This is a genomic window from Prauserella sp. PE36, from assembly GCF_003311655.1.
GTDB classification, from domain to species: domain Bacteria; phylum Actinomycetota; class Actinomycetes; order Mycobacteriales; family Pseudonocardiaceae; genus Prauserella_A; species Prauserella_A endophytica.
Genome location: NZ_QEQT01000063.1, coordinates 167,308 through 194,307, shown reverse-complemented (window position 1 = coordinate 194,307; position 27,000 = coordinate 167,308). Strand labels below are relative to the sequence as shown.

The 27,000-nt window shown below is 71.8% G+C and carries 24 protein-coding genes; 11 read left to right on the top strand and 13 right to left on the bottom strand.

The window, feature by feature from the left end:
* Window positions 1–5 precede the first annotated feature (5 nt).
* Both DI005_RS16665 and DI005_RS16660 read left to right on the top strand, forming a co-directional pair.
* A complete protein-coding gene (locus DI005_RS16665; protein WP_112266085.1) occupies window positions 6–2,252 on the top strand; it encodes an AAA domain-containing protein in 2,247 nt (748 codons plus the stop codon).
* Window positions 2,249–3,415 carry a hypothetical protein gene (locus DI005_RS16660; protein ID WP_113642735.1) on the top strand — a complete coding sequence of 389 codons (1,167 nt, stop codon included), beginning with the start codon at window positions 2,249–2,251 and terminating at the stop codon, window positions 3,413–3,415. Before DI005_RS16665 ends, DI005_RS16660 begins: the two co-directional genes overlap by 4 nt.
* 4 nt (window positions 3,416–3,419) lie before the next feature.
* Here the strand turns inward: DI005_RS16660 and DI005_RS38585 are convergent, their stop codons facing one another.
* From DI005_RS38585 to DI005_RS16640, 5 genes are all read right to left on the bottom strand, one after another.
* Complete coding sequence (locus DI005_RS38585; protein ID WP_170200496.1) at window positions 3,420–3,575, bottom strand: hypothetical protein; 156 nt, start codon at window positions 3,573–3,575, stop codon at window positions 3,420–3,422.
* A gap of 125 nt (window positions 3,576–3,700) precedes the next feature.
* On the bottom strand, window positions 3,701–4,486 hold the full coding sequence (locus tag DI005_RS16655) for an alpha/beta hydrolase (RefSeq protein ID WP_369973590.1): 786 nt from the start codon (window positions 4,484–4,486) through the stop codon (window positions 3,701–3,703).
* Window positions 4,487–4,500: 14 nt separating this feature from the next.
* Window positions 4,501–7,107, bottom strand: a complete 2,607-nt coding sequence (locus DI005_RS16650; protein ID WP_158559820.1) for a BTAD domain-containing putative transcriptional regulator — start codon at window positions 7,105–7,107, stop codon at window positions 4,501–4,503.
* Window positions 7,108–7,268: 161 nt separating this feature from the next.
* Window positions 7,269–8,201, bottom strand: a complete 933-nt coding sequence (coaA, locus tag DI005_RS16645) for a type I pantothenate kinase (RefSeq protein ID WP_112266091.1) — start codon at window positions 8,199–8,201, stop codon at window positions 7,269–7,271.
* A 122-nt stretch (window positions 8,202–8,323) separates the two neighbouring features.
* Window positions 8,324–8,938: a macro domain-containing protein gene (locus DI005_RS16640; RefSeq protein WP_113642733.1), complete on the bottom strand. Its 615-nt coding sequence runs from the start codon at window positions 8,936–8,938 to the stop codon at window positions 8,324–8,326.
* A gap of 89 nt (window positions 8,939–9,027) precedes the next feature.
* Here DI005_RS16640 and pheA point away from each other — a divergent pair, with 89 nt between their 5' ends.
* The 3 genes from pheA (at window position 9,028) to DI005_RS16625 (ending at window position 11,324) form a co-directional block, all read left to right on the top strand.
* Window positions 9,028–9,936, top strand: coding sequence for a prephenate dehydratase (gene pheA / locus DI005_RS16635; protein WP_113642732.1), 909 nt, complete (start codon window positions 9,028–9,030; stop codon window positions 9,934–9,936).
* The gene (locus DI005_RS16630; RefSeq protein ID WP_113642731.1) at window positions 9,933–10,553 is read left to right on the top strand and encodes a histidine phosphatase family protein; all 621 of its coding nucleotides are present in this window, start codon (window positions 9,933–9,935) and stop codon (window positions 10,551–10,553) included. Before pheA ends, DI005_RS16630 begins: the two co-directional genes overlap by 4 nt.
* 90 nt (window positions 10,554–10,643) lie before the next feature.
* Entirely contained in the window at window positions 10,644–11,324 is a 681-nt protein-coding gene (locus tag DI005_RS16625) for a DUF4232 domain-containing protein (RefSeq protein WP_112266098.1), read from the top strand.
* On the opposite strand, the gene DI005_RS16620 is transcribed toward DI005_RS16625, so the two are convergent.
* The 3 genes from DI005_RS16620 to DI005_RS16610 all read right to left on the bottom strand — a co-directional run bounded on the left by DI005_RS16620 (window position 11,321) and on the right by DI005_RS16610 (window position 14,102).
* Window positions 11,321–12,514: an MFS transporter gene (locus DI005_RS16620; RefSeq protein WP_113642730.1), complete on the bottom strand. Its 1,194-nt coding sequence runs from the start codon at window positions 12,512–12,514 to the stop codon at window positions 11,321–11,323. The two genes, DI005_RS16625 and DI005_RS16620, sit on opposite strands and share 4 nt — an antisense overlap.
* Before the next feature lie 198 nt (window positions 12,515–12,712).
* Window positions 12,713–13,063, bottom strand: a complete 351-nt coding sequence (locus tag DI005_RS16615) for a metallopeptidase family protein (RefSeq protein ID WP_112266101.1) — start codon at window positions 13,061–13,063, stop codon at window positions 12,713–12,715.
* Window position 13,064: 1 nt separating this feature from the next.
* On the bottom strand, window positions 13,065–14,102 hold the full coding sequence (locus DI005_RS16610; protein WP_112266102.1) for a septum formation family protein: 1,038 nt from the start codon (window positions 14,100–14,102) through the stop codon (window positions 13,065–13,067).
* 88 nt (window positions 14,103–14,190) lie between these two features.
* Between DI005_RS16610 and DI005_RS16605 the strand changes: the two genes are divergently transcribed.
* From DI005_RS16605 to DI005_RS16590, 4 genes are read left to right on the top strand one after another with little or no spacing between them, the layout of a single operon-like run.
* Window positions 14,191–14,781 (top strand): hypothetical protein, encoded by a 591-nt coding sequence (locus DI005_RS16605; RefSeq protein ID WP_112266103.1) that lies wholly within the window; start codon window positions 14,191–14,193, stop codon window positions 14,779–14,781.
* Window positions 14,782–15,948, top strand: coding sequence for a glutathionylspermidine synthase family protein (locus DI005_RS16600; protein ID WP_112266104.1), 1,167 nt, complete (start codon window positions 14,782–14,784; stop codon window positions 15,946–15,948). It begins immediately after the preceding gene.
* Window positions 15,949–15,988: 40 nt separating this feature from the next.
* Complete coding sequence (locus DI005_RS16595) at window positions 15,989–16,435, top strand: DUF350 domain-containing protein (protein WP_112266105.1); 447 nt, start codon at window positions 15,989–15,991, stop codon at window positions 16,433–16,435.
* A gap of 17 nt (window positions 16,436–16,452) precedes the next feature.
* Window positions 16,453–17,361: a haloalkane dehalogenase gene (locus DI005_RS16590; RefSeq protein ID WP_112266106.1), complete on the top strand. Its 909-nt coding sequence runs from the start codon at window positions 16,453–16,455 to the stop codon at window positions 17,359–17,361.
* Window positions 17,362–17,651: 290 nt separating this feature from the next.
* Here the strand turns inward: DI005_RS16590 and DI005_RS16585 are convergent, their stop codons facing one another.
* The gene (locus DI005_RS16585; protein WP_113642729.1) at window positions 17,652–17,987 is read right to left on the bottom strand and encodes a helix-turn-helix transcriptional regulator; all 336 of its coding nucleotides are present in this window, start codon (window positions 17,985–17,987) and stop codon (window positions 17,652–17,654) included.
* Window positions 17,984–18,844, bottom strand: a complete 861-nt coding sequence (locus DI005_RS38985) for an SRPBCC domain-containing protein (protein ID WP_233520164.1) — start codon at window positions 18,842–18,844, stop codon at window positions 17,984–17,986. Before DI005_RS38985 ends, DI005_RS16585 begins: the two co-directional genes overlap by 4 nt.
* A 97-nt stretch (window positions 18,845–18,941) precedes the next feature.
* On the opposite strand from DI005_RS38985, the gene serS reads away from it, so the two are divergent.
* Window positions 18,942–20,210, top strand: coding sequence for a serine--tRNA ligase (serS, locus tag DI005_RS16570; protein WP_113642728.1), 1,269 nt, complete (start codon window positions 18,942–18,944; stop codon window positions 20,208–20,210).
* Here the strand turns inward: serS and DI005_RS16565 are convergent.
* Window positions 20,172–20,930: an Asp/Glu/hydantoin racemase gene (locus tag DI005_RS16565; protein ID WP_113642727.1), complete on the bottom strand. Its 759-nt coding sequence runs from the start codon at window positions 20,928–20,930 to the stop codon at window positions 20,172–20,174. The genes serS and DI005_RS16565 overlap by 39 nt on opposite strands.
* A gap of 161 nt (window positions 20,931–21,091) precedes the next feature.
* Between DI005_RS16565 and DI005_RS16560 the strand changes: the two genes are divergently transcribed.
* On the top strand, window positions 21,092–22,087 hold the full coding sequence (locus tag DI005_RS16560; RefSeq protein WP_233520163.1) for a DUF3558 family protein: 996 nt from the start codon (window positions 21,092–21,094) through the stop codon (window positions 22,085–22,087).
* A 73-nt stretch (window positions 22,088–22,160) separates the two neighbouring features.
* Here DI005_RS16560 and DI005_RS16555 read toward each other — a convergent pair whose 3' ends face one another.
* Together DI005_RS16555 and DI005_RS16550 are read right to left on the bottom strand one after the other, a co-directional pair.
* Window positions 22,161–23,714, bottom strand: a complete 1,554-nt coding sequence (locus DI005_RS16555) for an MFS transporter (RefSeq protein WP_113642725.1) — start codon at window positions 23,712–23,714, stop codon at window positions 22,161–22,163.
* A gap of 113 nt (window positions 23,715–23,827) precedes the next feature.
* Window positions 23,828–26,971 (bottom strand): BTAD domain-containing putative transcriptional regulator, encoded by a 3,144-nt coding sequence (locus tag DI005_RS16550; RefSeq protein WP_113642724.1) that lies wholly within the window; start codon window positions 26,969–26,971, stop codon window positions 23,828–23,830.
* Between the last annotated feature and the right edge of the window lie 29 nt (window positions 26,972–27,000).

Here is a 27,000-nt window from a genome sequence, read left to right as displayed (position 1 = left end):
GTGGTATGGCCGATTGGCGGCAGGAGGCCGCTCGCGCGGTCGAGGCGGAGCTCGAGCACGTCCGGCAGAGCGGCGAGTGGACCGAGCTGGGACGGTACCGGCAGACCGGCGACGGCGAGTACGCCGTCGACGTACGGGGGCGGCGCGTCGATCCCATCGACGACGTCCGGCTCGCCGGACCGGAGGGACCTCGGCATGGTCCCGCCGTGCCCGCGAAGGCGCGGCTGAGGGGCGGCGTGCTGTGGCTCGGCGTACCCGGGCCGCTCCCACCCGACTGCGATCGCGTGTGGGTGCGGCAGGTGCGCGCGCACGAGTCGCTGCGAAGGCTGGCCCACGAGCTGCGCGGACTCGGGCACGCCCCGCTCGCCGACCAGCTCGCCGCCGGGGAACTGGACCGGGCCCGCGACGCCTACCGAGCGTGCTTCCGTCCCGGGCTGCGGCTGGTGTGGGGCGGGCCGGGCACGGGCAAGACCACGCTGATCGACAGCGCCGCCGCCGACCTCGCTCGCGCCGGCAAGCGGGTGCTTGTGGTGACCGCGGCCGACGAGGCGCCGATCGATCCCGGCCACGACGCGGAACGCCTGGTCATCCAGGAGCACCTCGCCGAGATCACCACCGTCGAGCAGCAGCTCGCCGAACTGGACGCCGAGCTCACCGGCTACGACCACGCCGCCTTCCTCGCCGTCTGCCAGCGCATCGAGAACCGCGAGCGCTCCGCGTCGCTGGAGGCCGAGTTCGCCGAGGCGCGCAGGCGGCACGACGAGGCTTCGGAGGAGTTGGCCGCGGCGCAGGCCGAACTGCGGGCGGCGCGCGAGGCCTGGCACGACTCGACCCACCAGCGCGCGCGGCTCGCCGAGGCCAGGGAGTTGTCCGCGCAGCTCGCGACGGTGTCCGACGCCGCGTCCGTGCTGAGTGACCGGCTGGAGAACCGCAGGCGGTTCTACCGGGGCAGGCGCGCCGACCGCAGGGCTCTGCGCGACGCCGACGCCGACTGGGCCCGGCTCGAGGAGCTGATCGCGGACTGCCGGGCGCAGGCGCACCCGCTAACCGACGACGACGCCATCGGCATCGAGGAGGGTCTGACCGCCGCGCACGACCGGCTCGACGCCGCCGCGCGCGAGGAGACCGAGGCGTACACGCGGCTGGAGCTCGTGCGCGGCCGGATCGCCCAGTTGCGTTCGGTGGGCGTCGCGTCCGATCAGGACCATCGCTTCCACGCCGAGTGCCTCCGGCTGGACCTGCCCGGTGTGCACGCGAAGCGGGAGGAGCTACGCGGCCGCAGCCCAGACCGCGCCGCCAGGCGCGGGCAGCTGGAGGAACGGCTGTGGTGGCTCGGCGAGCGGGCGTACGGGCGGCGCTACGAGACGGGCTTCACCGGCCGGGTCGTCAGGGCCTCCGCCGCGAGGCGCTTCGTCGCCGAGCAGCCCTTCGACGTGGTGCTCGTGGACGACGCGGGCTCCGCGCGGCTGTCCGATGTGCTCCTCGCGGTAGCACAGGCTCGCGAGACGGCGGTGCTGTTCGGTGACTTCCGCCGCCCCGGCCCGCGCGTGCGCCCGCAGGCCATCCGAAACCTGCCCGAGGTCCGCCGCTGGACGCTCACCACGCCGTTCGGCCACTGCGGCATCCGCACCCCCGAGGACGCCGAGGCCCATCCCGGCTGTGCCGTGCTCACGCGCCAGCACCGCTACGGCGCGAACGTGCGGGCGCTCGCCAACAGCACTGGTTACGACGTGCTGGAGGGCTCGGGCCGGATCGACACCGAGGTGGTGCTGCTCGACACCAGGGGCTCCTCGCCGGACTACGCTTCGATCGCCCGGTTCCTGGCCGGAGCCGAGCGCGAGAGCACCGCGGTGGTCGCCCCGAACCGGCTGCAGGCGGACGCGTGGCTCGCGGCCGTGCGCGACCGGCTCGCCGTCGCCGTCGGCACCGCGCGGACCCTGCCCGGCACCGATTTCGACACCGTGCTCGTGGATCTCACCGGTGACGACTGGGCCGAACGGGTACGTTCCTTCGGCGTCGCCGTCACCCGGGTGCGCAGGCGGCTGTACCTGCTCGGCGACCTCGACGCGATCAAGTCTGCGCCCATCGGCACCCCGCTGGGCTCCGTGAACGCTCTGCGCCTGCAGGGGTCGGTCGCCGTGCGCAGGCTCGACGAGGTGGTGATCCCGGCGCCGAGACGACCACAGCCCGCGATCGATCGGCACATCACGGTGACCAAAGAGAGTGCTTCGCATGACACGATGAGCGGGTGAGGAGCCAATCGGACCTGCGTGCGTACCTCCGTTCGCTGGACGCGCTGGTGCTCGCCGATCTCCTGTGCGAGCAGGCCGAGCGTGACCCGGAGCTGGCCAGGCGGTTGCTGGCTCGCGCGCAGGCGACCGAGAACGGCGAGCTGGCCCAGGTCAGCGACCTGCTCGACGGCGCGGCTCCCGCTGCCGAGTCGGTACAGGTCGCTTCGGTGCTCGACACGCTCCAGCGGCTGCTCGACGGCGGCACACAGGCCGACGTGGCTCCACTGGCGCGCAGGGCCGTCGACAAGATCATCACGGCGCTCGGCGACGTGGACGAGCCGAGCGGGGCGGCGGCCGACCAGCTCGACCGCGCGGTGTCGCTCTACGCGCGGGCGTGCGAGGCCCACCCGCCGCCACCGGAGGAGCTCGCGGAGTGGATCCTGCGCCTGGCCTTCGGCCGACCAGGCTGGCCGGACATCGCGCTGACCCCGTTCGCGAAACCTCTGGGGGACAAGGGCCTCGCGCACGTGAAGTCCACTGTGGATGAGGTGCTGGCCGAGCCCGTCGCCGACGACTCGGCCGGCAGGCGGCGCACCGCGCAGCGGCTCAACCAGGAGCACGCCGAGGTGACCGGTGACGTCGACACGGTCGTGCGCATGCTCTCCGAACAGCTTCCGCGGCTCGACGTCAGCCTCAAGATCGTGCGGGTGCTGCGCGCGGCAGGCAGGCATACCGAGGCCATCGCGCACGCGGCGAAGGCGCTCGGGAACGAGAACGGCAGTCGGATCAGGGGCCCGCTCGTCGCCGCGCTGGAACGAGCCCAGCGCGTCCCGGCGCCGGAACCCGGGCCCGAGTCCGAACCAGACGCTGTGGACGTGGCCGCGCTGCTCGCCGAGGATCGGGACGACGAGGCGTGGAAGGTCGCGGCCGGCCGCGCGCCCGCCGAGGTGGCCCCCGCCTACCGCGACCACGTCGAGCAGCTCATCGCGCAGAAGGACGCGCAGGCCTACGCCCGTGCCGCCGTGCAGCTGCGCAGGCTGCGCACACTGCACAAACGGGCTGGGACCTCCGAGGAGTTCGGGTCCTACCTCGCCGGGCTCGTGGAGACCCACCGGCGCAAGACGCGGCTGATCGAGGAGATCCGCAAGGCGAGAATCGCCTTGCCAAAAGCCGTCAGGCAGTGACGGCTCAGGTGGTGGGCGTGGTCGGTTCGCCGACGTCCGGCTGCGCTCGGCGGGCGCCGCCGCTGTCATCGAAGTCGAGCACGAACGCGCCGCAGGCCATGGCCAGCAGCACCGTGATGCCGAGTACGGCGCCCACCCAGGTCAGGATGATGTTGAGCATCGTGTGCCTCCCCCTGCTCCAGGGTTGCTTTCTTACTCACCAGGGTCGTCGCGGGGGAGAAGTTCTGCTATCGGCCAACTGGTTGGCGCTCAGGCCCCGGATCGGCCGATCGGCCGAGAGCCCCCTCAGCCGCCTGCCAGCTCCGCGACGGCGTCGACCACCTCCGGGCCGTCGAGCAGCACGAGGTCGTTGTGGTCCGCACCGGGCACGACGACGGCGCGGCCGTTCGCCGCGTCGGCAACGGCCCTGCTCAGCTCGGGCGGCACGATCGAGTCCGCCGCACCGTAGACCACGGTCACCGGCACGCGGAGCCGCTGTGCGTACTCGCTGACCGGGAAGCGGTCGCGGAGCAACAGGTTCACCGGCAGGAACGGATAGTGCCGCTTGCCGACGGCGGCCAGTTCGGTGAACGGCGAGCGCAGCACGAGCCCGTCGGGCGGGTGTTCGGTGGCCAGTTCCGTGACCACGGCGGCTCCGAGGCTCTCGCCGAAGTAGAGCAGCCGATCGGGTTTCTGCCGCACGAGGAAGTCCCGCGCCGCGCGCACGTCGAGGGCGAGCCCCTCCTCGCTCGGTGAGCCGGGATTGCCGCCGTAGGCCCGGTAGTCGAGCAGCAGCACCGACATCCCGCGCCGGTTGAGCGCCTCGGCCAGCGGCAGGCGCAGGGACCGGTTGCCGGCGTTGCCCGGTGCGACGAGCACGGCCGCCCGCGCGTCCTCGACGGGGAAGTACCAGGCGCCGAGCCGCAGGCCGTCACTCGTGGTGAGCGTGACGTCCTGCCCGGACGGCAGCACCTCGGCCGCACTCGGCAGCGGCCCGCCGGAGGGCAGGTAGATCAGCTTGCGCTGGAACGCGAACGCGGCACTGAACACCACAGTCACGATGATGACCACCACTGCGAGTCCGATCAACACCCGGCGTCGCATGGTCAGCGGGCGAGCGTGCCGACGAAGCGGCTCAGCGCCGGGATGACAGCCTCGGGTGACTCGCCCACGGCGGCGAGGATCTCCTGCGCCTGCCGGGTGGAGGCCTCCAGCTGGGCGGGCGCGCGGAGCCGTTGCCAGTGTTCGAGGCTGTGCAACAGCAGCTTCGCGGCCTCGGGCAGCCTGCCCAGCCGCAGCAGCGCCGTCACCTGCGCGGACGTGGCCTCCCCTTCGACCATCGGGGCGTCCGCCTGCTGCGCCAGTGCCCGCGCGTGCCCGAGCGCGGCGATACCGTCCTCGACATCGCGGGCCAGGCGCACCATCGCGTCCACATAGCACGCATACGCGCGGTGGGCGGACGGGACCGCCAGTGAGCGGGCAGCTTCCGCCGCCTCGCCACCGGTTCCGGCGTCGAGGAGTGAGAGCACGGCCAACGCGTCCACGCGGTGTGCGTCGGGAACCTCGCGCAACGCGAGGATCTCGTGGCAGGCGGCGCTGGCCGACTCCGTGTCGGGTGCGGTGAGCGCCAGTGTGTGCAGCGCGAGACAGCGTTCCTCGTCGGTCGTGGCGAGGCCCGCCCCGCGCTCGGCGAGCCCACGGGCCGAGGCGATGTCGCCGTACCGCAGGGCCGCGCGGGCCGCCGCGCCCGCCGCGAGCGGATGTTCCAGTTCTCCCAGCGCGAGCTGCCACGCGAGGAAGTCCACTTCGGACCGATACGGCGAGAGCAGTCCCAGTCGTCCGGCCAGCTCGCCCGCGAGCCCCGGTTCCTCTGCGCGGGACCAGCGCAGCGCGGCGGTGACGTCGGCGGCGCTGCTGCGCAGCCGGGCGGCCGCCGCCCGATCGTCCTCGCCGGTGGCCTCGGCCGCCGCACGGGTGGCGAGATCGAGGCACCACCGTGCGTGCCGGTCCCGCGTCTTGTGCTCGGTCGGCGACCCCGCGAGCTGCCGCGCGGCGACCTGCCGCACCAGCTCCGGAATCCGGAACCGGGCGCTCTTCGCGTCCTCCACCGTCAGCAGCGACAGCTCCGCGAGCCGCGTGATGCCGGCAGCGATCGCACCGCCCGCGTCGGTGACAGCCTCCGCGGCACGCAGGTCGAACTCGCCCCGGAACACGGTCAGCGCCGACAGCAGCTCCGCGTCGGCCACGGCAAGCCGGTCGAAGGCCCACTCCACGACCTCGAGTGGCAGGTCCTTCAGCTCGTCGACCCCGTGGACGGCGGCGCGGGACGCGGTCAGCTCGATGTTCAGCGGGTGACATCGCATCGTCCGCAGCGCCCCGCGCACCAGACCGGTCTGTTCGGGGGTGATCACGAAGCCGGGCCGCACCCGGCGGGCACGGGCGAGGAACAGGCGACCGCTGTCCGACGTGAGCGGTTCACCGCCGGAAGGCAGCGGGGCCAGCGGCAGCACCCGCTCGCCGCCGACGCCGAGCGGCACCCGGCTCGTGGCGATCAGCCGGACGCCGGGACACCGCGGCAGCACCCGCTTCGCCAGCGACCTGACCTCGGTGAGCACGTGCTCGCAGTTGTCGAGCGCCAGCAGCAGCCGCTGGGTGCTCAGGTAGTCGGTGAGTGCGCCGAGCACGTCGTCACCCGTGCCGCGCGCGTGCACCCCCAGTGCCGCGGCCACGGCGAGCGGAACCTCGTCGGGCTCCAGTGTGGACAGCTCCACCGTCGGCGAAGGACCGTCTATCGTGGACAGCGCTTCGAGCAGCAAGCGTGTCTTGCCCGTCCCGCCGCCGCCGGTGATCGTGACGAGGCGCTCGCGGCCCGCCAGCGCGGTGAGCCGTGCCAGCTCGCTGTCCCTGCCGAGGAACGACGTCGGCGGCGGGAGCCGGGGCGGGCGCACCGGCCAGCGACGGGTGAGCCGGTCGGGCTCCGCGCCTGCGATGGCGCGGTATGTCTCACGGAGCTCTTCCGACGGGTCGGCGCTCAGCTCGGCGAGCCGCGCGCGGACGTGCCGGAAGGTCTCCAGCGCCTCGGCGGTCCGGCCGGCCCGGTGCAGGGCCGTCATCGCGAGCGCGCACATCCGCTCGCGGAACGGCTCGACGGCGAGCAGCTCCAGCAGCCGGTCGGCGGCGGCGCCCGCGTGGCCCAGCGCCAGCTCGCAGCGTGCGAGGTGCTCGATCGCGCGGAACCGCAGCTCACCGAGCCGCAAGGCCTCGTCGTGCGCCCGGCCGCCCGGCGTCAGCTCGGGATAGGCGACGGGGCCACGCCAGAGCGCGAGCGCGCGGTTCAGCAGCCGCACGCCCTCGCGCGGGCCGGCCCGGAGCGACTTGTCGACCAGCCGTTCGAAGCGCACGGCGTCGATGCGGCCAGGGTCGACGCGCAGCAGGTAGCCGGTCTCGGACCACGTCACGTCGGCGGTCGGCGCGAGCAGCGTCCGCAGGCGCGAGATCCGGGTGCCGAGCGCGTCCTCCGCGTTGGCGCGGGGACTGGGCCCCCACGCGGCGGCGATCAGCTCGGCGGGCGGAACGGGCACGTTCGCCCGCACGGTGAGCGCCGCGAGTACCGTTCGCAGCGCAGGGTCGGCCAGCGCGTCCCTTGCGCCGCCGCGCTCGACCCACGCCTGCCCAAGGGCGCGCAGGAGAATGCCGCGCGGCCCGGTGCCCACGCAGGACATCATCGCCGGATTCGGCCGATTTGCCAGCACGCAGACGGGCGAGGTGTGCGCGACCACACCCACACTGAGTATCAACCGACCGCAGTGAAGGCCACCTTGCCTGCGTTGAACGCAGTGAAGGTGGCCTTCACTGCGGTCGGTCGGGTGGGGTGCTAGAGCTTGCGCAGGCGGACCCGGTTGATCGAGTGGTCGGCGTCCTTGCGCAGCACGAGCGTCGCGCGCGGGCGCGTCGGGCGGATGTTCTCCATGAGGTTCGGCTCGTTGATGGTCTTCCACAGGTGCTTCGCCTCGGCCCGCGCCTCGTCGTCGGGCAGGCTTGCGAAGTGGTGGAAGTGCGACGTCGGGTCGGCGAACGCCGTGTGCCGCAGCTCGAGGAACCGCTCGATGTACCACCGCTCGATGTCGGCCGTGTGCGCGTCGACGTAGATCGAGAAGTCGAACAGGTCCGACACCGTCAGCCGGGGGCCGGGTTGCAGCACGTTGAGGCCCTCGAGGATGAGGATGTCCGGCCTTCGCACCACCTGCTCCTCGTCCGGGAGGATGTCGTAGGCGAGGTGCGAGTACACCGGTGCCCGCACCTCGTCGGCACCGGACTTCACGTCGGTGACGAACCGCAGCAGCGCCCTGCGGTCGTAGCTCTCCGGGAAGCCCTTGCGGTGCATGATCCCCCTGCGCACCAGTTCGGCACGCGGGTACAGGAATCCGTCCGTGGTCACGAGGTCCACGCGCGGGTGGTCCGGCCAGCGGGCCAGCAGCGTGCGCAGGATGCGTGCCGTGGTGGACTTGCCGACCGCGACGCTGCCCGCGACGCCGATGATGAACGGGACCTTGGTGCCCCGCGTGTCCTCACCGAGGAACGTGGTGGTGGCCTCGTACAGCCGTTGCCGTGCCGCCACCTGCAGGTTGATCATGCGGGACAGCGGCAGGTAGACCTCGGCCACCTCGGTCAGGTCGATCTGTTCGCCAAGCCCTCTCAGCCTCACCAGCTCGCCTGCGGTCAGCGGCAGCGGTGTCGAGCGGCGCAGCTCACGCCACTGGTCACGCTGCAACTCGACATAGGGGCTCAGCTCACGGACCCGTGGCATTCGCTCACTCCTCGCCCGTCGATGGGCCAGCGCCGTACACGTGTGTAACGCGCATCTAACGTTAGGGCTTACCGGCGTTCAACGGGCTGTGACGTTCTGCACGTCTGAGTGAACGGCCCAGGTCAGCGGGCGGAGAAGACCTCTTCCCACGCGGCCGTGACCTGCCTGGCGCAGGCCTCGGGCGGTACACCGCCGACCCCGGTGCCGAGCCCCGGCATCGCGATCGTGTCGATCACGCTGCGCAGAGCCGTGCCGTTGTCGAGCCTGCCGTCGCGCCAGAGCAGGAAGACGGCCCTGGCGGCCAGGTAGGGATGCACGGTGTCGCCGGGAAGCAGCTCGCCGGGCTCCCGCATGGTCGGCGAGCTGATCAGCCACGCCGGCGAGGGTTCACCGGTGGGAACCACCACCGCCTCGCCGATCGGCAGCTCACCGCCGTGGTAGGCGAGGACCGCGCTGCGCACGGCTTGCTCGATGCCGGGAAACGCCCGCGCGTACACGGCATCGATGCCACCGCGCATCCAGCCGAAGGAGTTGGCGGGGCTGACCACCGCCTGTGCGTGCACGTCGAGCACCGATCCGGAGTGGACTCTCACCGGGCCGTCGACGTTGTCCCGCACGGATTCCCATGCCTCGACGAGCGGTCGGTCGAGCGCGCACAGCACCAGTTCCGGGGTTCTGTGCGGCGCTTCGTGGGACGACCCGTTGCGAGCGATGTGGGTGCCTGATTCGGCGGTCACGCGTACAGCATGGCAAAAAACGTCAACCGGGAGAACCGGCCGACCTACCGGCTATGCGAGTGAAACTCGTCTCGCCGTAGCCTTGCCTCGTGCCACGGATCGCCTATTTCGGACCACAGGGGACTTTCACCGAGCAGGCCGCGCGCAGCCTCGCCGGTGACGAGGAGCTGACCCCCGTCGAGACCATCTCCGCAGCGCTCACCAGTGTCCGCAAGGGCGAGGCCGACGCCGCCTGCGTGCCGGTCGAGAACTCCGTGGAGGGGCCGGTGACGGCGACCCTCGACGGGCTCGCCGAGGAGGCCCCCCTCGTGGCGGTGGCCGAGGCGTTGCTGCCCGTTCACTTCAGCGTCCTCGCCCGAGAGGACGTCGAGACCGTGCGCACCGTCGCGAGCCACCCGCATGCGCTCGCCCAGGTGCGGCTGTGGCTCGAGCGCAACCTGCCCGAGGCGCGGACGGTGGTCGCGTCGTCGACCGCGGCGGCGGCCGTCGCCGTGCAGCGCGGAGAGTACGACGCCGCCGTCACCGCACCCGTGGCCGTCGAGCACTACCCGCTGCGCGTGCTGGCCACCGGTGTCGCCGACGTGCCCGACGCGCGCACGCGGTTTCTCCTGCTCAGGCCGCCGGGCAGGCTGCCGGAGCCGACCGGCGCCGACCGCACGTCGATCGTTGCCGCGGCGGCCAACCGCACCGGCGCGCTCGCCGAACTGCTCACCGAGCTCGCCACTCGCGGCATCAACCTGACGCGGCTCGACGCGCGCCCGATCAAGGGCAACTTCGGCATGTACCGGTTCTTCATCGACTTCGAGGGCCACGTTGCCGAGCCGCGCATCGGCGGCGCGCTCGCGGCCCTGCGCAGGCGGTGCAACAACGTGCGGTTCCTCGGCTCGCACCCGCGTGCCGACGGCGTCGCCGCGACGATCGAGCCCGGCGCGGCCAACGACGACTTCGTCAACGCGAAAGCGTGGGTGGACGCGGTGCGGAAAGGAGAACTGGCGTGAGGTTGTACCTGGTCAGGCACGCGCAGAGCGAGGCGAACGTGCTCAGGACGCTCAACACCGCACTGCCGGGGCCGCCGCTGACAGAGCTGGGCCGCAGGCAGGCCGAGGCGCTGGCCGAGCAGCTCGCGGGCGAGCCGGTCGCGGCAGTGTACGCGTCGCGGGCCACCCGCGCGCGGCAGACGGCGGCGCCGCTGGCCTCCTCGCTCGCCCTGGACGTGCAGGTGGTGGAGGGCATCCACGAGATCCAGGTCGGAGAGCTGGAGGACCGGGGCGACACCGAGGCGATCGAGCGGTACTTCGCGACCGTCAGCCCGTGGACGCGCGGCGACCTGAGCCCGGCGATGCCGGGCGGCGAGAGCGGCCGGGACGTGCACGACCGGTTCGTCACCGCGATCGGCGACCTGCGGGCCAAACACGCCGAGGTGGATCCCGACGGCGTGGTGGTCGTGGTCAGCCACGGCGGCGCCATCCGCCTCGGCGCCGAATGGCTCGCCGACAACGTGAAGCCCGAGGTCGCCGACAAGGGACTGCTGCCGAACACCGGCATCGTCCGGCTCGAGACCAGGGCCGACAACGGCTGGACCTGCCTCGACTGGGCCGGCGTGGGCATGGCTTGACGCACTTTCCGGCTTTCGGGTGAGAAAGTCACGCAACCCTCCGTGTGTGGCACACGTCCACTGGGTAGTCACGCACACAGGGAGGCGACCATGACCGACAAGCGCGTTGACGTCTCACACGTGGCACTCGCCGCTGCCGGAGCGGCCCTGACCCTGCTGCTCGCCGCGTGCGGCGAGGGCACCCAGGACGCGGCCCAGAACGCGGGCGCGCCCACGTCGTCCAGCTCCTCGTCGGCACAGTCGACGACCCAGCCGACGACCGAGGAGCAGCAGCCGACCTCGGAGACCACCGAGCCCGGCACGTCGCAGGGCCAGCAGGCCCCTGCCGAAGCATCCGGCCTGTGCAAGGCCGGTGACCTGCGGCTTTCGCTCGGCCGGGGTGACGCGGCCGCAGGCACGCAGTACCGGCCGCTGCAGTTCACCAACGTCAGTGGGGACGCCTGTGTGATCCAGGGGTTCCCCGGCGTCTCGTATGTGGCGGGCGACGACGGGCACCAGGTCGGCGCCGCGGCGTTCCGCGAGGGCGCCAAGGGCGACCCGGTGACGCTGAACCCGGGCGACATGGCCTACGCCGAGGTCGGGTTCGTGCAGGTCCGCAACTACGACCCGGCGGCGTGCCGTCCCACCGACGTGCGTGGACTGCGCGTCTACGCACCGCAGGAGACCGAGTCGAAGTTCATCGAGGTGCCCGGCACCGGCTGTGCGGGTGAGAACATTCCTGGCAACCAGCTGACCGTGCAGACGATCCAGCCGGGCTCGGGCGACGCCTAACGAAACCGGACCGTCGCGAACGTCCCGGCGGCGAGCGCGAGCAGCAGCCCGCCCGACACCGCGAACGTGGCGGACGGGCTGCCGAGCGCGTCGGTGAGCACGCCGCCGAGCAGGGCGCCCACGGGCAGCGAGCCCCACACGACCGTCCGCCACGCGCCCAGTACCCGGCCGAGCAGCTCGCCGGGCACGAGCGTGTGGCGCGCGGTCGCCAGCAGGACGTTCACCGTCACCACGGCGGCCGCGAACAGGCCGAACAGGCTGGCCGAGAGCGCGGGCTCCGAGGTGAAGCCCATCCCGCCGAAGGCGAGCCCGCACACGACGATCCCGCCGGTGAGCACTGCCCGCCTGCCCATCCGGTCGAGCAGCCGGGACGCCACGGCGGCGCCGATGAGCCCGCCGATGCCGCCGACGAAAGCGAACAGGCCGAAAGCGGCGGGGGACAGGCGCAGGTCCTCCAGCGCGTAGAGCACCAGCTGAGCCTGTGCCAGCTCGGTGAGCATGCTGAGCAGACCCGCCACGAGGACGAGCCGCAGCAGGAGCGGGTTGCTGCGGAGCCAGCGCAGGCCCTCGGCGAGGTCCGCGCGCAGCGAGGACTCAGGTTGCGCCGGTCCCCGTGGGCGGTAGCTGCCGGCCAGCGCGACGAGCAGGGCCGCTCCTAACGCGAAAGCCACCGAGTTGAGCAGGAACGGCAGCGCGGCGAACACGGCGAACGTGACGCTGCCGACGGGCCCGCCGAGGAACGTCTGGCCCACGATCTCGGTGGCCTGGAGCTTGCTGTTGGCCTTCGCGAGCCCGCCCTGGTGGACGACGGCGGGGATGAGCACGTTCGCGGCGCTGTCGGCCACCGTCTCGGCGGCCCCGATCAGCAGTGCCGCCGCGTACACCAGCCAGATCGAGACGGCGTCGAGGTACACGAGCATCGCGACCGCGCCGACGACCACGGCCCGCGCGGTGTTGGCGAGCACGATCGCGGTGCGCCGGTCGACGCGGTCCAGCAGCGCGCCCGCGACCAGCGCGAACAACAGCCACGGCAGGAACTGGGCCGCAGAGAGGCCCGCGATGAGTACGGGATCGCGGGTGACGGTGGCCGCCAGCAGCGGGAACGCGACCTTGCCGATACCGTCGCCGAGATTGCTGAACGCGCTCGACCCCAACAGCCACGTGAGCCGGCGCTCAACGCTACGAACCATCGCCGCCCACGCCTGGAGCAGACCTCGGCACAGGCGGGCTCGCAAGTGACATAACCCACCCGGGTGAACACGTCCCGCTGACCGCGGCAAACGCCGCCTTCACTGCGCCCGCCCGCCCGTCTGCCACCACCACCACGCGGACGCCCTACCCGCCGCTGAGTTGATTCGACGCAGGCATGGTGGCCTTCACTGCGGAGGTCAGCCCCAGCCGAGCTCGTGCAGGCGGGCGTCGTCGATGCCGAAGTGGTGGGCGATCTCGTGCACGACGGTGATCAGCACCTCCTCCACCACCTCCTCCTCGCTGGAGCAGATGGCGAGGATCGGCTCGCGGTAGATGGAGATCCGGTCGGGCAGCACGCCGCCGTAGTCGTGGCCGCGCTCGGTGAGCGCGATCCCGTGGTAGAGGCCGAGGATGTCGGGCTCCTCCTCGTTGCGCTCCTCCACCAGCACCACGACGTTGTCCATCGCCCGCGCGAATTCCTCGGGCACCTGGTCGAGCGCCTCCGCCACGAGCTCCTCGAAACGTCGCAGCGGCATGTCCACCGGCACGTCAGCCCCCGGTGCTCTGTTCGGAGCCACCCTGCTGTTCCCGCTCTCCCTGCTGGTTCTGGTTCGGCTGGTTCGACTCGCCCTGCCTCGGCTGTTGCTCGGTGGTCTTCGGCGGGGGCGCCTGCTTGGCGACACTGCCCCGCACCGGCGCAAGCCCGCTGTTGTCCTCGAGCGTCGCGCCCACCTTGCAGTTCACCAGCGTAGAACCCGCGTCCCAGCTCTCCTTCTCGCGCAGGTCCCAGCCGAGGATGAGCCCCTTGTCTCGCAGGTTGGCGCCACCGGTGTACTCACCGACGATGCGGTTGCACTCGGTGTCGAGCCACTTCTCCTGCTCGTCGGCGGAGGGGAAGGAGTCGAAGTGGTTGGCGAGGTTCACCAGGCCGACGATCTCGTAGGAGTGCTCCCGGGAGCAGTCGATCGGATCACCCACGGTCTTGTTGACGAGAGCCAGGCAGGTTCCCGGCTCCCAGACGTTCGACTGGTTCTCGTCCTTGGCCTTGCCGGTGAGGGGCTGCAGCTCACCGCCGGGAGACACCCACTGGATGCCGCAGTGCAGCTTCCGCTCGCCCTGCGCCCACTGCTCCCCGTCGGGCCGCAGCACGCCGAGCGACAGCTTGCCGAACGGGTCGATCGGCTTGCCGAGGTAGTCCCGCACGGTCTGCCCGCACCGCTGCTCGGTGATGGTCCGCCATGCGTCGGCGTTCGGCTGCCTCGCGCCCTTCGGATACTGCGCCGAGATGTCCACCACACCGGCGACCTCGAAGAGGTGTTCCTGGGCGCAGCCGACCCTCTTCACGTCGCTCGCGTCGGGCTTCGTCCACGTGAGGCAGCTGCCCGGCGGGGAGCTGAACGCCTCCCTTCGGGCGGTCAGCGCCTGCTCCTCCGCCGCCTGCACACGATCGGCCTCGGTCTCGACTCCCCAAGAGAAAACCCAGCTCAGCGACATGGCGACGATGGCGCCGACGAACACACCCGCCATGAGCACCCTGGTGCGCACGGCCGGCTTGTTCAGCGGGAACCGATTGGGCTCGTCGGACATCGGTTCCCATGATGCCTGTTCGCACCAGTGAGTGCCCGGGTGTCGATAGGGTGAGGGAGCGCAGGTCCCGCGGTTTACGGAGTGCTCGATGACGGATGACAACCCCTCCAACGAGGAGCAGCCACCCCGGCGTGGCTCCATGCGGTTCCAAGACGCCGAGAGCACCACGCCCAGGGAACCCACGCTGGCCGAACAGCGTGCCCGGCGCAGGGCCATCGCCGAGGAGGAGCAGCGAAGGGCCGAGGCTGAGCAGGCGCAGGCAGAGGCCGACCGCAAGGCCGAGACCCGGCGCAAGGTGCTGATCGGCAGCGGCGTCACCGTCGGCCTGGTCGGGCTCGTCGCGGGCTGGTACCTCGTGGCCACGCCGGAGCAGGTCACGGCCGTGTGCACTACCGAGGACGGCACGATCGTCGAGAACGACGACTACTGCGACGAGGATTACGTCCGCAGCCACAACGGCTACGTCTCCGGCGGGTTCATGTTCCTGCCCCTGCCCGGTGGTGGTTTCCAGCAGTACCGCTACAACTACGGCGGCACGGGCACGGTCGGCAGCACGGTCTCGGGCGGCTCCTACACCAAGCCGGCCAACGCGGACATCAGCACCAAGTCCGGCAAGACGGTCCAGCGCGGCGGCTTCGGCATCAGCAGCGGCGGCTTCGGCAAGAGCGGAGGCTCATAGGTGCACAGGGAGTCCCGCCCCGCTCGGCACGACTGGAAGCGCATCGTCGAGGAGCAGGGGCTGGTCTACGGCACGCCCGCGCGCTACGGCTCCGGACACGAGCGGCCCTACTGGGACGAGTCGGTGCACTACGTGCTGCCGATGGACGAGGTCCTTTCCGTCGAGGCCGACGTGGAGCTGCTGCACTCGATGTGCCTCGAGGCCGTCGACCACGTGGTGCTGACCGAGCGCTACGCCGAGTTCGGGCTGCCGGAGTGGGTGTGGCCGCACATCGCCGAGTCGTGGAAGCGCCGCGATCCGCACGTCTACGGCCGCTTCGACCTTCGCTACGACGGCCGCAGCCCGGCGAAGCTGCTGGAGTACAACGCCGACACCCCGACGTCGCTGCTCGAGGCCGCGGTGCTGCAGTGGCACTGGAAGACCGACGTGTTCCCCGACGACGACCAGTGGAACTCCATCCACGAGCGACTCGTCGAGCGCTGGGCGCAGGTGGGGGAGGCGCTGCCGTCGAAGGAGCTGCACTTCACGTGGTCGAGCGCCGACTCGACCGGCGAGGACCACATCACCACGTCGTATCTGCAGGAGACCGCCGCCGAGGCGGGGCTCGACACCGTGGGACTGGCGATCGAGGAGATCGGCTGGGACCCGCTGCTCAAGCGGTTCGTCGACCTCGAAGAGGCGCCGATGAGCACGGTCGTGAAGCTCTACCCGTGGGAATGGGTGGTGGAGGAGGAGTTCGGCCGCTACGCCGTCGAGTCGCTGCCGCAGACGCTCTGGGTGGAGCCGCTGTGGAAGATGCTGCTCTCCAACAAGGCGATCCTCGGTCTGCTCTGGGAGAACTACCCCGGCCACCCGAACCTGCTGCCCGCGTTCAACGACCAGCCCGGCCTGCTCACCGAGTACGTCCGCAAACCGAAGCTCGGCCGCGAGGGCGCGAACGTGCAGATCGTCGCGCCCGGCTACGAGACGCAGACGGGTGGCGTCTACGGCGCGGAGGGCTACGTGTACCAGGCGTTCGACCCGCTGCCCGACTTCGACGGCTTCCGGCCCGCGCTCGGCGCGTGGATCGTCGGCGACGAGGCCGCCGGGCTGGGCATCAGGGAGACCGCGGGGCTCGTCACCGACGACGGTGCCGCGTTCGTCCCCCACCGCATCCCCGAATCGTGATAAACCACCCGAAACGATCAGTCAATCTGGGAGACCTTCCGTGCTTGTAGCGCTGTCCGACACGTTCGGTTCCGACCTGGCCAGGGGCATCGGCGCGATCGCGCTCTACGCGGTCGTCGGCCTGCTGCTGATGCTCCTCGGGTTCTACGCGATCGACTTCACCACGCCCGGCAAGCTGTCGGAGCTGGTGCGGCGTGGCCTGCCGAACGCGGTGATCATCACCGCGTCGGGCCTGGTGTCGATGGCGTTCATCATCGTGGTCGCCATCTGGACGTCGGCGAGCGACCTCGCTGAGGGGCTGATCACATCGCTGGTCTACGGCCTGATCGGCATCGTCGCCCAGGTCGTCGCGGTGCGCCTGCTGGAGTGGGTCACCCGTATCGACGTGCGCTCCACGGTGGAGAGCGACAAGTTCGCCCCGGCGAGCTTCGTGGTCGCGGCCGCCCACGTCGCGCTCGGTCTCGTGGTAGCCGTCGCCATCTCGTAACCACTACGGTTGACGTCGTGCGGTTACTGCGAACGCCCGAAGACCGATTCGCCGACCTGCCCGACTTCGACTACCCGGCCTTGTACGCCGACGTGGACAACCCGGTGCACGGGATCGTCCGCGTCGGCTACGTCGAGGCCGGACCGCCCGATGGGCCCGTCGTGCTGCTCCTGCACGGGGAACCCAGCTGGTCGTTCCTGTACCGGAAGATGCTGCCCCTGCTGGCGGACGCGGGACTGCGGGCGATCGCGCCGGACCTGGTGGGCTTCGGCCGCTCAGACAAGCCCGCCGACCTCACCGACCACACCTACGCCAACCACGTCGAGTGGATGCGGGCGTTCGCCTTCGACGCGCTCGACCTGCGGGACGTGACGCTCGTCGGCCAGGACTGGGGTGGGCTGATCGGGCTGCGGCTCGTGGCGGAGAACCCCGGCCGCTTCGCGGGCGTCGTGGCCGCAAACACCGGGCTGCCCACCGGTGACCACGACATGCCCGCCGTGTGGTGGGCGTTCCACGACGCGGTGCAGAAGGCGCAGGTGCTCGACATCGCCCGGTTCGTGCAGTCCGGGTGCAGGACGAAGCTCACCGACGCCGAGCGCGACGCCTACGACGCCCCGTTCCCCAACGAGATGTACAAGGCGGGACCGAGGGCCATGCCGGGGCTCGTCCCGACCAGCCCCGACGACCCCGCGACCGAGGCCAACCGGGCCGCGTGGGAGACCCTGACAAAGCTCGACCTGCCGTTCGTGTGCGCCTTCTCCGACGGCGACCCGATCACCGCGGGCATGCGCCCGATCCTGGAGAGGCGGATGCCGGGAGCCGAGGGCCGGGAGCACCCGACCATCACGGACGCGGGCCACTTCCTCCAGGAGGACGGCGCCGACCAGCTCTCGGCCGCGGTGATCAACCTGGTGCGAGCCCGCTAGCCAGCCCTCACCGACCGCAGTGAAGGCCACCATGCCTGCGTTGAGCGCAGTGAGGGCCACCTTGCCTGCGTTGGGTGCAGTGAAGGTGGCCTTGCCTGCGCGCGCTCGTCTCTCGCCACGGCCTGGGCGGAGGCGGTGCGCGTCGTTGTGTTCGCTGAGCGCAGTGAGGGCCACCTTGCCTGCGTTGAGCGCAGTGAAGGTGGCCTTGCCTGCGCGCGCTCGTCTCTCGCCACGGCCCAAACGGAGGCGGTGCGCGCCGCTGTGTTCGACCAGCGCAGTGAAGGTGGCCTTCACTGCGGTCGGCGTGGCTGGTCCTCGGCTTCGGCGGCCCGCTTGATGGCGTTGAGCCTGCGGTCCCATTCGCCTGCCAGCCAGGCCATCCAGCGCGCCGTGGCGTCGAGGGCCTGCGAACGCAGCGTGTAGCGCACCTCACGGCCGGCCCGCGCCGAAGACACGAGCTCCGCCTCCTCCAGGATCGTCAGGTGCTTGACGATCGCCTGCCGGGAGACGGGCAGGTCGGCCGCGAGCGCCGACGCGCTGGCCTGCCCGCGCGCGGCGAGCGCGTCCAGCAGCGCGCGCCGCGTGGGGTCTGCGAGCGCGCCGAGCACCGCGTCGACACCACTCATTCCTCGACGGAGTCCTTCAGCTCGCCCAGCACCGTGTCCCACCCTCCTCCGTTGGCCTCGGCGGCGGTCAGCAGCTCGTTCTCTGGCAGGGCAAGTGTGGCGAACCCGCTCTCGACCATCCGCAGCCGCGTCCCGTTGCCCTCGGGGACGAGCGTGAACTCCACGAGTGTCGAGTTGTTCTGGTCGGGCTCGGTCGAGGGGAACCGGTTGGCCCACCGGTAGGAAAGGTGACGTGGCGGGTCCACGCGCAGGATGTGGTGCGGCAGCGTGCCGAGTCCTTCGTGCTCGCCGACGATGCGTGCGCCTTCGCTGATCGCGAAGCCCTTTGGGTCGGCCTCGCCGAGCCAGAACTCCGGCGCGGTCAGCGCGGCCCATACGCGTTCGACGGGCGCGGCGATCACGATCTCGCGCTCGAACCGGTCGAGCGGCACGCCGCCCTGGGCGCGTTCCCGCAGCACGCCGAGCTGGGCGGCCCAGCCACCGTCGTTGTCCTCGAAAGCCTGCCGCCGGCTGGCCTCCGGCAGCGACGCGAAGCCGGTCTCGACGACGGCCAGCCGTGTGCCGCCCTGCTCTTCGGTGAGCGTGAACTCCACGAGTGTCGAGTTGCCCTCCGCGGGCTCCGCTCCGGGGAACGCGCTGGCCCAGCGGTAGGAGAGGAAGCGGTGCGGGGCGGCCTGTTCGATGCGGATGGGGAAGTCGCCGTACTCCTTGCTCGTGGCGACGAAGGTCTCGCCGGTGCGAGGCTCGGCGCCCCCTCTGCCCTCGTCGGCGACCCAGAAGAAGTCGGTCAGGTGTGCCCACACGCGCTCGGGGGGTGCGGCGATCAGGACGTCGCGTTCGATGCGGTCCGGGTTCATGGGGATCCTCCCTTGTAGGTGCAACCATATGGTTGCACAAGGGTCCAGCTTGGTGCAACCCGTCGGTTGCAGTTGGCTGCCGACTACCCTCGTCACCGTGATTGACCCAAGGACTCTGCGCGAAGACCCGGACGTGGTGCGCGCCTCGCAGCGTGCCCGCGGTGAAGACGAGGGCACCGTCGACAAGCTGCTCTCCCTCGACGCCGAGCGCAGGTCCTCCATCGCCACCGCCGACCAGCTCCGAGCCGAGCAGAAGGCGCTCGGCAAGCAGATCGGCAAGGCCAAGGGCGAGGACCGCGACGCCCTGCTCGCCAAGGGCAAGGAGCTGGCCGCGAAGGTCAAGGCCGCCGAGTCCGAGCAGACGCGCGCGAGCGGCGAGTTCGACGAGCTGCACCGGCGCCTGCCCAACATCGTGCTGCCGGGCGTGCCCGAGGGCGGTGAGGACGACTACGTGGTCCTCAAGCACGTCGGCACTCCAAGGGAGTTCGGCTTCACCCCGCGCGACCACCTCGATCTCGGCGAGCGGCTCGGCGCGATCGACACCGAGCGCGGCGCGAAGGTGTCGGGAGCGCGGTTCTACTTCCTCACCGGCCTCGGCGCGCAGTTGCAGCTCGCGCTGCTCAACATGGCAGCCGCGCAGGCCACGGCCAACGGCTTCCAGCTCATGATCCCGCCCGTGCTCGTGCGGCCGGAGATCATGGCGGGCACCGGTTTTCTCGGCGCGCACTCGTCGGAGGTCTACCACCTGGAGGAGGACGACCTCTACCTGGTCGGCACGTCGGAGGTGCCGCTCGCCGGCTACCACTCCGACGAGATCATCGACCTCACCAAGGGGCCGCGCCGCTACGCGGGCTGGTCGACGTGCTTCCGCCGTGAGGCCGGCTCGTACGGCAAGGACACCCGCGGCATCATCCGCGTGCACCAGTTCGACAAGATCGAGATGTTCGTCTTCTGCCGCCCCGAGGAGGCCGAGGCCGAGCACGAGCGCCTGCTCGCGTGGGAAGAGGAGATGCTCGCCAAGATCGAGGTGCCCTACCGGGTCATCGACACCGCGGCGGGCGATCTCGGCACGAGTGCTGCGCGCAAGTACGACTGCGAGGCGTGGGTGCCGACGCAGGAGACCTACCGTGAGCTGACCTCCACGTCGAACTGCACGACGTTCCAGGCAAGGCGGCTCGGCGTGCGCTACCGCGACGAGAACGGCCGCCCGCAGACCGCCGCGACGCTCAACGGCACGCTCGCCACCACGCGGTGGATCGTGGCCATCCTGGAGAACCACCAGCTCGAGGACGGTTCGGTGCGGGTGCCCGAGGCGCTGCGGCCGTTCCTAGGCGGCCGGGACGTCCTCGTCCCTGCGGGCGAATAGCCTGCCAGGGGCGGCGGACCCGGTGACCCCGGCGGCGCGCAGCGCTGCCCACATGGTCACCTGGTTCGCCGTCAGCACCGGGATGCCGAGGTGGCGCTCCAACGGCTCGATCAGGTCGTAGGTCGGCACGTTGGTGCAGCTGACGAACAGTGCGTCGGCTCCGGTCGGGTCCACTCCGGCCACAGCCCGCAGAACGTCCGAATAGGACATCTTCCAGATGTCGCCGAGCAGGCCGAGGCCGAAGCTCGCGCACGTCGAGTAGCCGAACTCGCCGAGGTAGTCGAGCAGCCGGCCGGTCACATCGTCCACATAGGGCGTGATCACGGCGACCTTGCGCACGCGCAGCTCCTCCAGCGCCGCGACGAGCGCGCCGGAGGTGGTGACGGCCGCCGGTGCTCCCGCGTCGAGCATGGCGGCGACGAGCGAGGCCTCGCCCGCGGCCCCGTCGACGAAGCTGCCCGAGGTGCACGCGTAGGCCACCGCCTTGGGCTCGGGCGCCAGCACGTCGCGGGTCGCCCTGCGCACGCCGTGCGGGTTGCCGAGCGCGGAGGCCAGCTGCACGGTCACCGGCTCCGGCAGGTACGGCAGGCGGGTGGTGTGCAGGCCGACGTGGTCGGGAAGCCAGCGCCACAGCTCCCGGTCCAGCGCGAAGTCGAACGGGGCCACCAGCCCGATCCCCGCCGCTTCCGGCAGCAGGGCCACGTCGGATTCCTCGATCACGCGACCCAAGGTAGGTTCCGCGCGCGGGCGCGAAGGGTGCCTGTGGCGAAGCTTCACCGGCGGGAAACGCGATGTAACCCGCGTGCCGCGAACGGCTTGATTACGCTGACACGCGTTAATCGGGCGGCAACAAAGCCGCGGTCGAACGGGGGGAACCGATCTTGCGTGCGAAGGCCCTGGTCCTGCTGGCGGCGGGGGTCCTGCTCAGCTCGTGTGCCACGACGGTCGGCGGGACGGCGCAGCCACTGGCGAACCCGCCGACGAGCGAGGACAAGGCGGCGGCCGGGGAGCCGTGCTCGCTGCTGACGCCGGAGGAGTCGACCGCGCTGGGCCTGGTGGAGGAGGGTGAGTTCACCCCCGGCGAGCCCTCGCAGCTGCTGCCGCCGTCGTGCACGTGGGCACAGGCCGACCCGATGTCCGATCTGGACTCGCTGACGGCCGGGTTCGAGACGGCGGTCCCGCTGGTCGACTACGTGGACGGCGTCGAGCCGCAGCGCACGCTGGAGATCGGCGGGCTGGAGTGGGGCCACTACCCTGATCCGCTCACCGGCGGCTCGGTGTGCCTGCTCGCCACCGAGCTCTCCGAGACCTCCTTCGTGGTGCTCAGCACCAGTGACTTCAGCGACGAGTCCAAGGCGTGCGTGGTTGCCGATGCGGCGGCGCCCTACGTTTCGGCGCACCTGCCCGGCGGAGAGCCCGCACCTGAGCCGACACCGGAGCCGGAGCCGGAGCCGAGCCCGCTCGCCTCGGTGGACGCGTGCACGCTGCTCAAGCCCGAGCAGGCCGAGCAGCTGGGCTTCAGCGGGGCCGCCGATCCGCTGGACGGCTCTGAGCAGGACGGCATCCCGCCGGGCTGCCAGTGGCAGGACACCGACGGCGAGCGGGGTGTCAAGGCGCTCGACCTGTACGCGGGCGATCGGCCCGCGCAGGAGTGGCCGTACGCCGACGGGCAGGGCGAGCCCGTCGAGGCGGGCGGCAAGACGTGGACCGTCTTCCCCGGTCCCGGCGGCATCGAGGTCAACTGCCAGGCGACACTGAGCTTCACCGAGACGTCGTCGGTGATGCTGACCAGCGGCAACCTCGACGACCCCGCGAAGGCGTGCGAGCGGGTGCGTGCGGCGATCCCGCTGGTCACCGGCAACCTCCCGGCGGCCTGAGGGTGCTGATCCGACCGCAGTGAAGGCCACCATGCCTGCGTTCAACGCAGTGAAGGTGGCCTTCACTGCGGTCTCAGGCGGCCACGTGGTCGTCCGCCGGTTCCTCCTTGGTCGTGGTCGGGGGGACGTGGCGCAGCAGCACGGCCGCGAACAGCGCGACCCCGCCGAGGATGAGGGCGCCGATGATCGACGTGGTGTGCATGCCCGACACGAACGCGTGGTGCGCGGTGTCCACCAGCCGCGCGCCCTCCTCGCCCGGCAACTGCCCCGCGACGGCGACCGCGCCGCCGAGGGTGTCCTGCGCCGCGTCGGCGACCTCCAGAGGCAGGCCCTCCGGCGCGGTGTCGGCGAACTCCGCACGGTAGGCCGCCACGCCGACGCTGCCGAGCACCGCGAGTCCGAGCGCACCGCCGAACTCGGTGCCCGTCTCCGATATCGCCGACGCGCTACCCGCCCGCTGCGGCGGGGCGCTCGCCACGACGAGGTCGGTCGCCAGCGCGGCCACGGAGCCCACACCGGCCGCGATGAGCCCGGCCCCGAGCACGATCGTCGCGAGCCCCGAATCCACGCCAGCCTGGGTCACGAGCGCGAACCCGCACGCGGCCACCAGCAGGCCCACCGGGATGATCACGCCCGGCCGGACGAAGCGCACCAGCACGGCGGCGAGCGTGGTGCCGATGATCATGCCCGCGAAGCTCGGCGCGGTCCACAGCGCGGCCTCCATCGGCTGCATGCCGAGCACGATCTGGAGGTACTGCGCCGCCACCATGCTGAGCCCCATCACGGAGAAGATCGCGAAGAGCGCGGTGACGATCGCCGCGCCGAACTCCTTGCGGCGGAACAGGCTCACGTCGATCATCGGATGCTCGATCCGCCGCTGCCGCAGCACAAAGAGCACGCCGACGAGCAGACCGGCCACAATGGACACAGCGGCGACCCAGTCCGCGCCGTGCTCGGCGATGCGCTTGACGCCGTTGACCACCGGGAGCACGGTCGCGAGCGAGAGCACCGCGCTCAGCAGGTCGAACCTGCCGGGCTGGTGGTCCCGGTACTCGGGCAGCAGGATCGGACCGAGCACCAGCAACAGCACCATCGCGGGCACGTTGATGAGGAACACCGAGCCCCACCAGAAGTGCTCGAGCAGGAAGCCGCCCAGGATCGGGCCGAGCACCCCGCCGCCCGCGAAACCGGCCGTCCACAGCGAGATCGCCAGCGTCCGCTGCTTGGCGTCGTGGAACATGTTGCGGATCAGGGACAGGGTAGACGGCGCCAGCGTCGCTCCCGCGATGCCGAGCAGCGCGCGGGCGGCGATCAGCAGCTCGGGGTTGGGCGCGTAGGCCGACAGGATCGACGCCGAACCGAACGCGAGCGCGCCGATCAGCAGCAGTCTGCGGCGGCCGATCCGGTCGCCGAGCGAACCCATGGTGATGAGCAGCCCGGCGAGCAGGAAGCCGTAGATGTCGACGATCCACAGCTGTTGCGCGCTGGTCGGTTCCAGGTCGGCGGACAGGAAGGGCAGCGCGAAGAACAGCACCGACAGATCCATCGACACCAGCAGGCTCGGTAGCAGCAGCACCGCGAGGCCAAGCCACTCGCGGGCGCCCGCTTTAGCGGAGATCTCGTTCATGCCGCCAGCGTGCGGGCCCGCGCTGACCGTTTCCGCACCGAACGCTGACAGTCAGCAAGGGAGCTTTGCTCTCGTTTTACGGGAGTAAAGCTCCCTCGCTCACCCGGACCGGGTCAGCGAGCGGGCGGTGCGGGCCCGGTCAGCCCCGCGAGCCTCAGTGCGTCGTCCTTGGTCAGCGCCTCGCCCTCGGCGTACGCGGCCGCGTAGGCGGCCTCCCCGAGCACCGCGCTCGCACCCGCCGCCACCCGCGCCACGTCGGGATCGCCCGCCATCGCCGTGCCCCGCACGGCCGCTCCCGCGCCCAGCAGCCGGGCCGCCGTTCCGGCTTCGCCCTCCAGCAGCGCGACACCCGCGAGCCCCTCGATCGCCAGCGCCGTCACCAGCAGGTCGGCACGGCCGAGTCCGGAGAGCGCGGCCTCGCGGTAGCGGCTGCGCGCCCCCTCGCCGTCGCCCTTCACCTCGGCGATCCGGCCCAGCGTCACGGCCACGTGCGCCCGCACCTCGTCGTAGCCGAACAGGCCGCTCGGGCACTCCGCCAGCGCCTGCTCGGCAAGGCGTTCGGCCTTGGCCAGGTCGCCGGAGAGCCGTGTCACGTCACCGAGCCCGCCCCACGCCGACGCCGTGATCTCACGCGTGCCGAGCCTGCGCCCGAGCAGCGCCGCCTCGGTGAAGTCCGCCTCGGCCGACTCCAGCGAGCCCGACCGCAGGTGGGCTTCCGCCCGCAGGCACAGCATCTCGCCGCGGTCTTCCAGCGCGTCGAGCTCACCGGCCAGCTCCAGCGCCTCGCCGAACAGCCGCACCGCTTCCGCGTGCTCACCCTGCCACCCGGTGAGCCTGGCGAGCTCGTTGAGCACGAGCGCCTGGCCCCAGCGCTCGCCGAGAGCGGCGAACTGCTCCCGCGCCGCCGCGAACTCACGCCGGGCCTGCTCGGCCTTTCCCGAGTAGAGCCAGAGCATGCCCCAGCCGAACCGGTCGAGCGCCCGGCTCCAGCCGTCGGCGGAGCGGAAGATGCTCAGCCGCAGGTGATGGTCGATGGTGTCCTGGTGCGGGATGCCGTTCGCCGCGCCCCACAGCACCAGCAGGAACGGATGACCCGGCGGTTTGCCGATGAGATCGAAGCAGGCGAAGACCGCCTGCTGGTGCTCGGCCAGGCCCGGAGCGCCGGGGTCGTCGAAGGCGGCGGCGAACACACACAGCGCGTACTCCTCGGCCAGCCCGGCGGGCGGCCCCGGGTCGAGCACACCGAGCAGCTCGCCCGCCAGCGCCGTCGCCTCGGCGCGCCGTCCCCGCAGCCAGAGGTAGGGCAGCAGCTCCGCGAGCAGCCGCAATGCCGTTGCGGTGTCGGCGTGGGTGGTCCAGCGCACAGCGGCGTGCAGGTCGTCGTGCTCGTCGTCCAGCTTGCGCAGCCACTCCAGCTGGGCCGCCGTCAGCAGGTGCCTGCCCGCCGCACCGGCCAGCCCGAGGAAGTAGGCCGCGTGCGCGTGGTGCAGGCGGTCCCGCTCGCCGGCCTCGGCCAGCCGCTCGGCGCCGAACGCGCGCATCGTCTCCAGCATCCGGTAGCGCCCGTCGCCGCCGAGTTCCACGAGCGACTTCTCGGTGAGGCTGCTCAGCACCTCCGGCACGACGGCGGGTTCGAGGCCGCACACCTGTCGTGCCGCCTCGATCGTCGCGCCGCCGGAGAAGACCGTGAGCCGCCGCGCCAACGCCCGTTCCTCGTCGTCGAGCAGATCCCAGCTCCACTCCACCACCGCGCGAAGCGTGCGGTGCCGGGGTGCCGCCGCCCTGCTTCCCCGCGACAGCAGCCGGAACCGGTCGTCCAGCCGCGCCGCGACCTCCTCGACCGGCAGCGACCGCACCCGCGCCGCCGCCAGCTCGATCGCCAGCGGCAACCCGTCGAGCGCGCGGCAGATCCGCACGACGGCTCCCACCCGCTCGGCGTCGACGGCGAAACCGGGGGAGACCGCCGCCGCCCGTTCGGCGAACAGCCGCACCGCGGGGTAGCCGAGGGCGTCGGCCGCTGTGGCCTCCGGCGGCGGCAGCCCCAGCTGCGGCACCGGGCACAGCGCCTCACCCGTGATGCCGAGCCCCTCGCGGCTCGTGGCGAGAATCCGCAGGTCCGGGCAGCCCTGGAGCAGCTCACCGGCGAGTGCCGCGGCCGCATCGACCAGGTGCTCGCAGTTGTCCAGCACGAGGAGCAGCTCCCGCTCCGCGAGCGCGTTGACCAGCCGCTCGGCGGCCGGGCTCCGGCCGCGCAAGCGCGTCGCGAGCGCGGCCTGGCGCAGGCCGAGCGCGTCCAGCACCGCCTGCGCGGGGTCGTCACCGTCGTCGAGCGGAGCCAGCTCGACGAAGCAGACCTCGCCCCGGTAGGCGCGGGCCGCCTCGATCGCGAGCCGGGTCTTGCCGGTTCCACCAGGGCCGGTGAGGGTGACCAGCCGTGACGTGCTGAACAGGCCGGTGAGCCGGTCGAGCTCTGCCGTGCGGCCGACGAAGCTCGTGAACGGCTCCGGCACTCCGATCCGCCTCGGCACAGGCGGCCGCTCGGCGCGCAGCACCGCGAGGTGCGCCTGTGCCAGCTCCGGCGAGGGGTCGACGCCGAGCTCGTCGGCCAGGTGACGGCGCGCGTCGTCGAACGCGGCGAGCGCCTCCGCCCGCCTGCCCGCCGCGTGCAGGGCGTGTACGAGCAAGACCCGCAGCCGCTCCCGCAGCGGATGGTCGGCCACGAGCCCGCGTAGCTCCGTCACCAGCGGCACGGGATCGCCCAGCCCGAGCTCGGCCTCGACCCTGTCCTCCACGGCCGTCAGCCGCAGCTCGGCCAGGCGCGCCGAGGGCCCCTCCGCGAGAACGGGCAGGTCCGCGAAGACGGGACCCCGCCACAACGCGAGCGCCTCATGCAGCAGCTTCGCCGCGGCGGCGTGCTCACCCGCGGCGAGTGCGTCGCCGCCCTCGCGCGCGAGCCGCTCGAACCTGGCCGCGTCCACGTCGTCCGGCGCCACCGCGAGCCGGTAACCGCCGGGGTGGCGTTCGACCAGACCGGGCAGCGCGTGCCGCAGGCGGGAGACCTGCGATTGCAGAGCGTTGGCGGTGTTCGGGGGCGGCGACTCGCCGTAGATGCCGTAGACCAGCCGCTCCGTGCCGACCACGCGGCCGGGGTCGAGCAGCAGCAGGCCAAGCAGGGCACGGACCTTCGGCCCGCCGACCGGGACCGGGGCATCGTCGGGACCACGCACGTCGAGTGGACCCAGGATGCCGAAGCGCATACGCCGAGTATCCCAAGCGTCGCTCGATC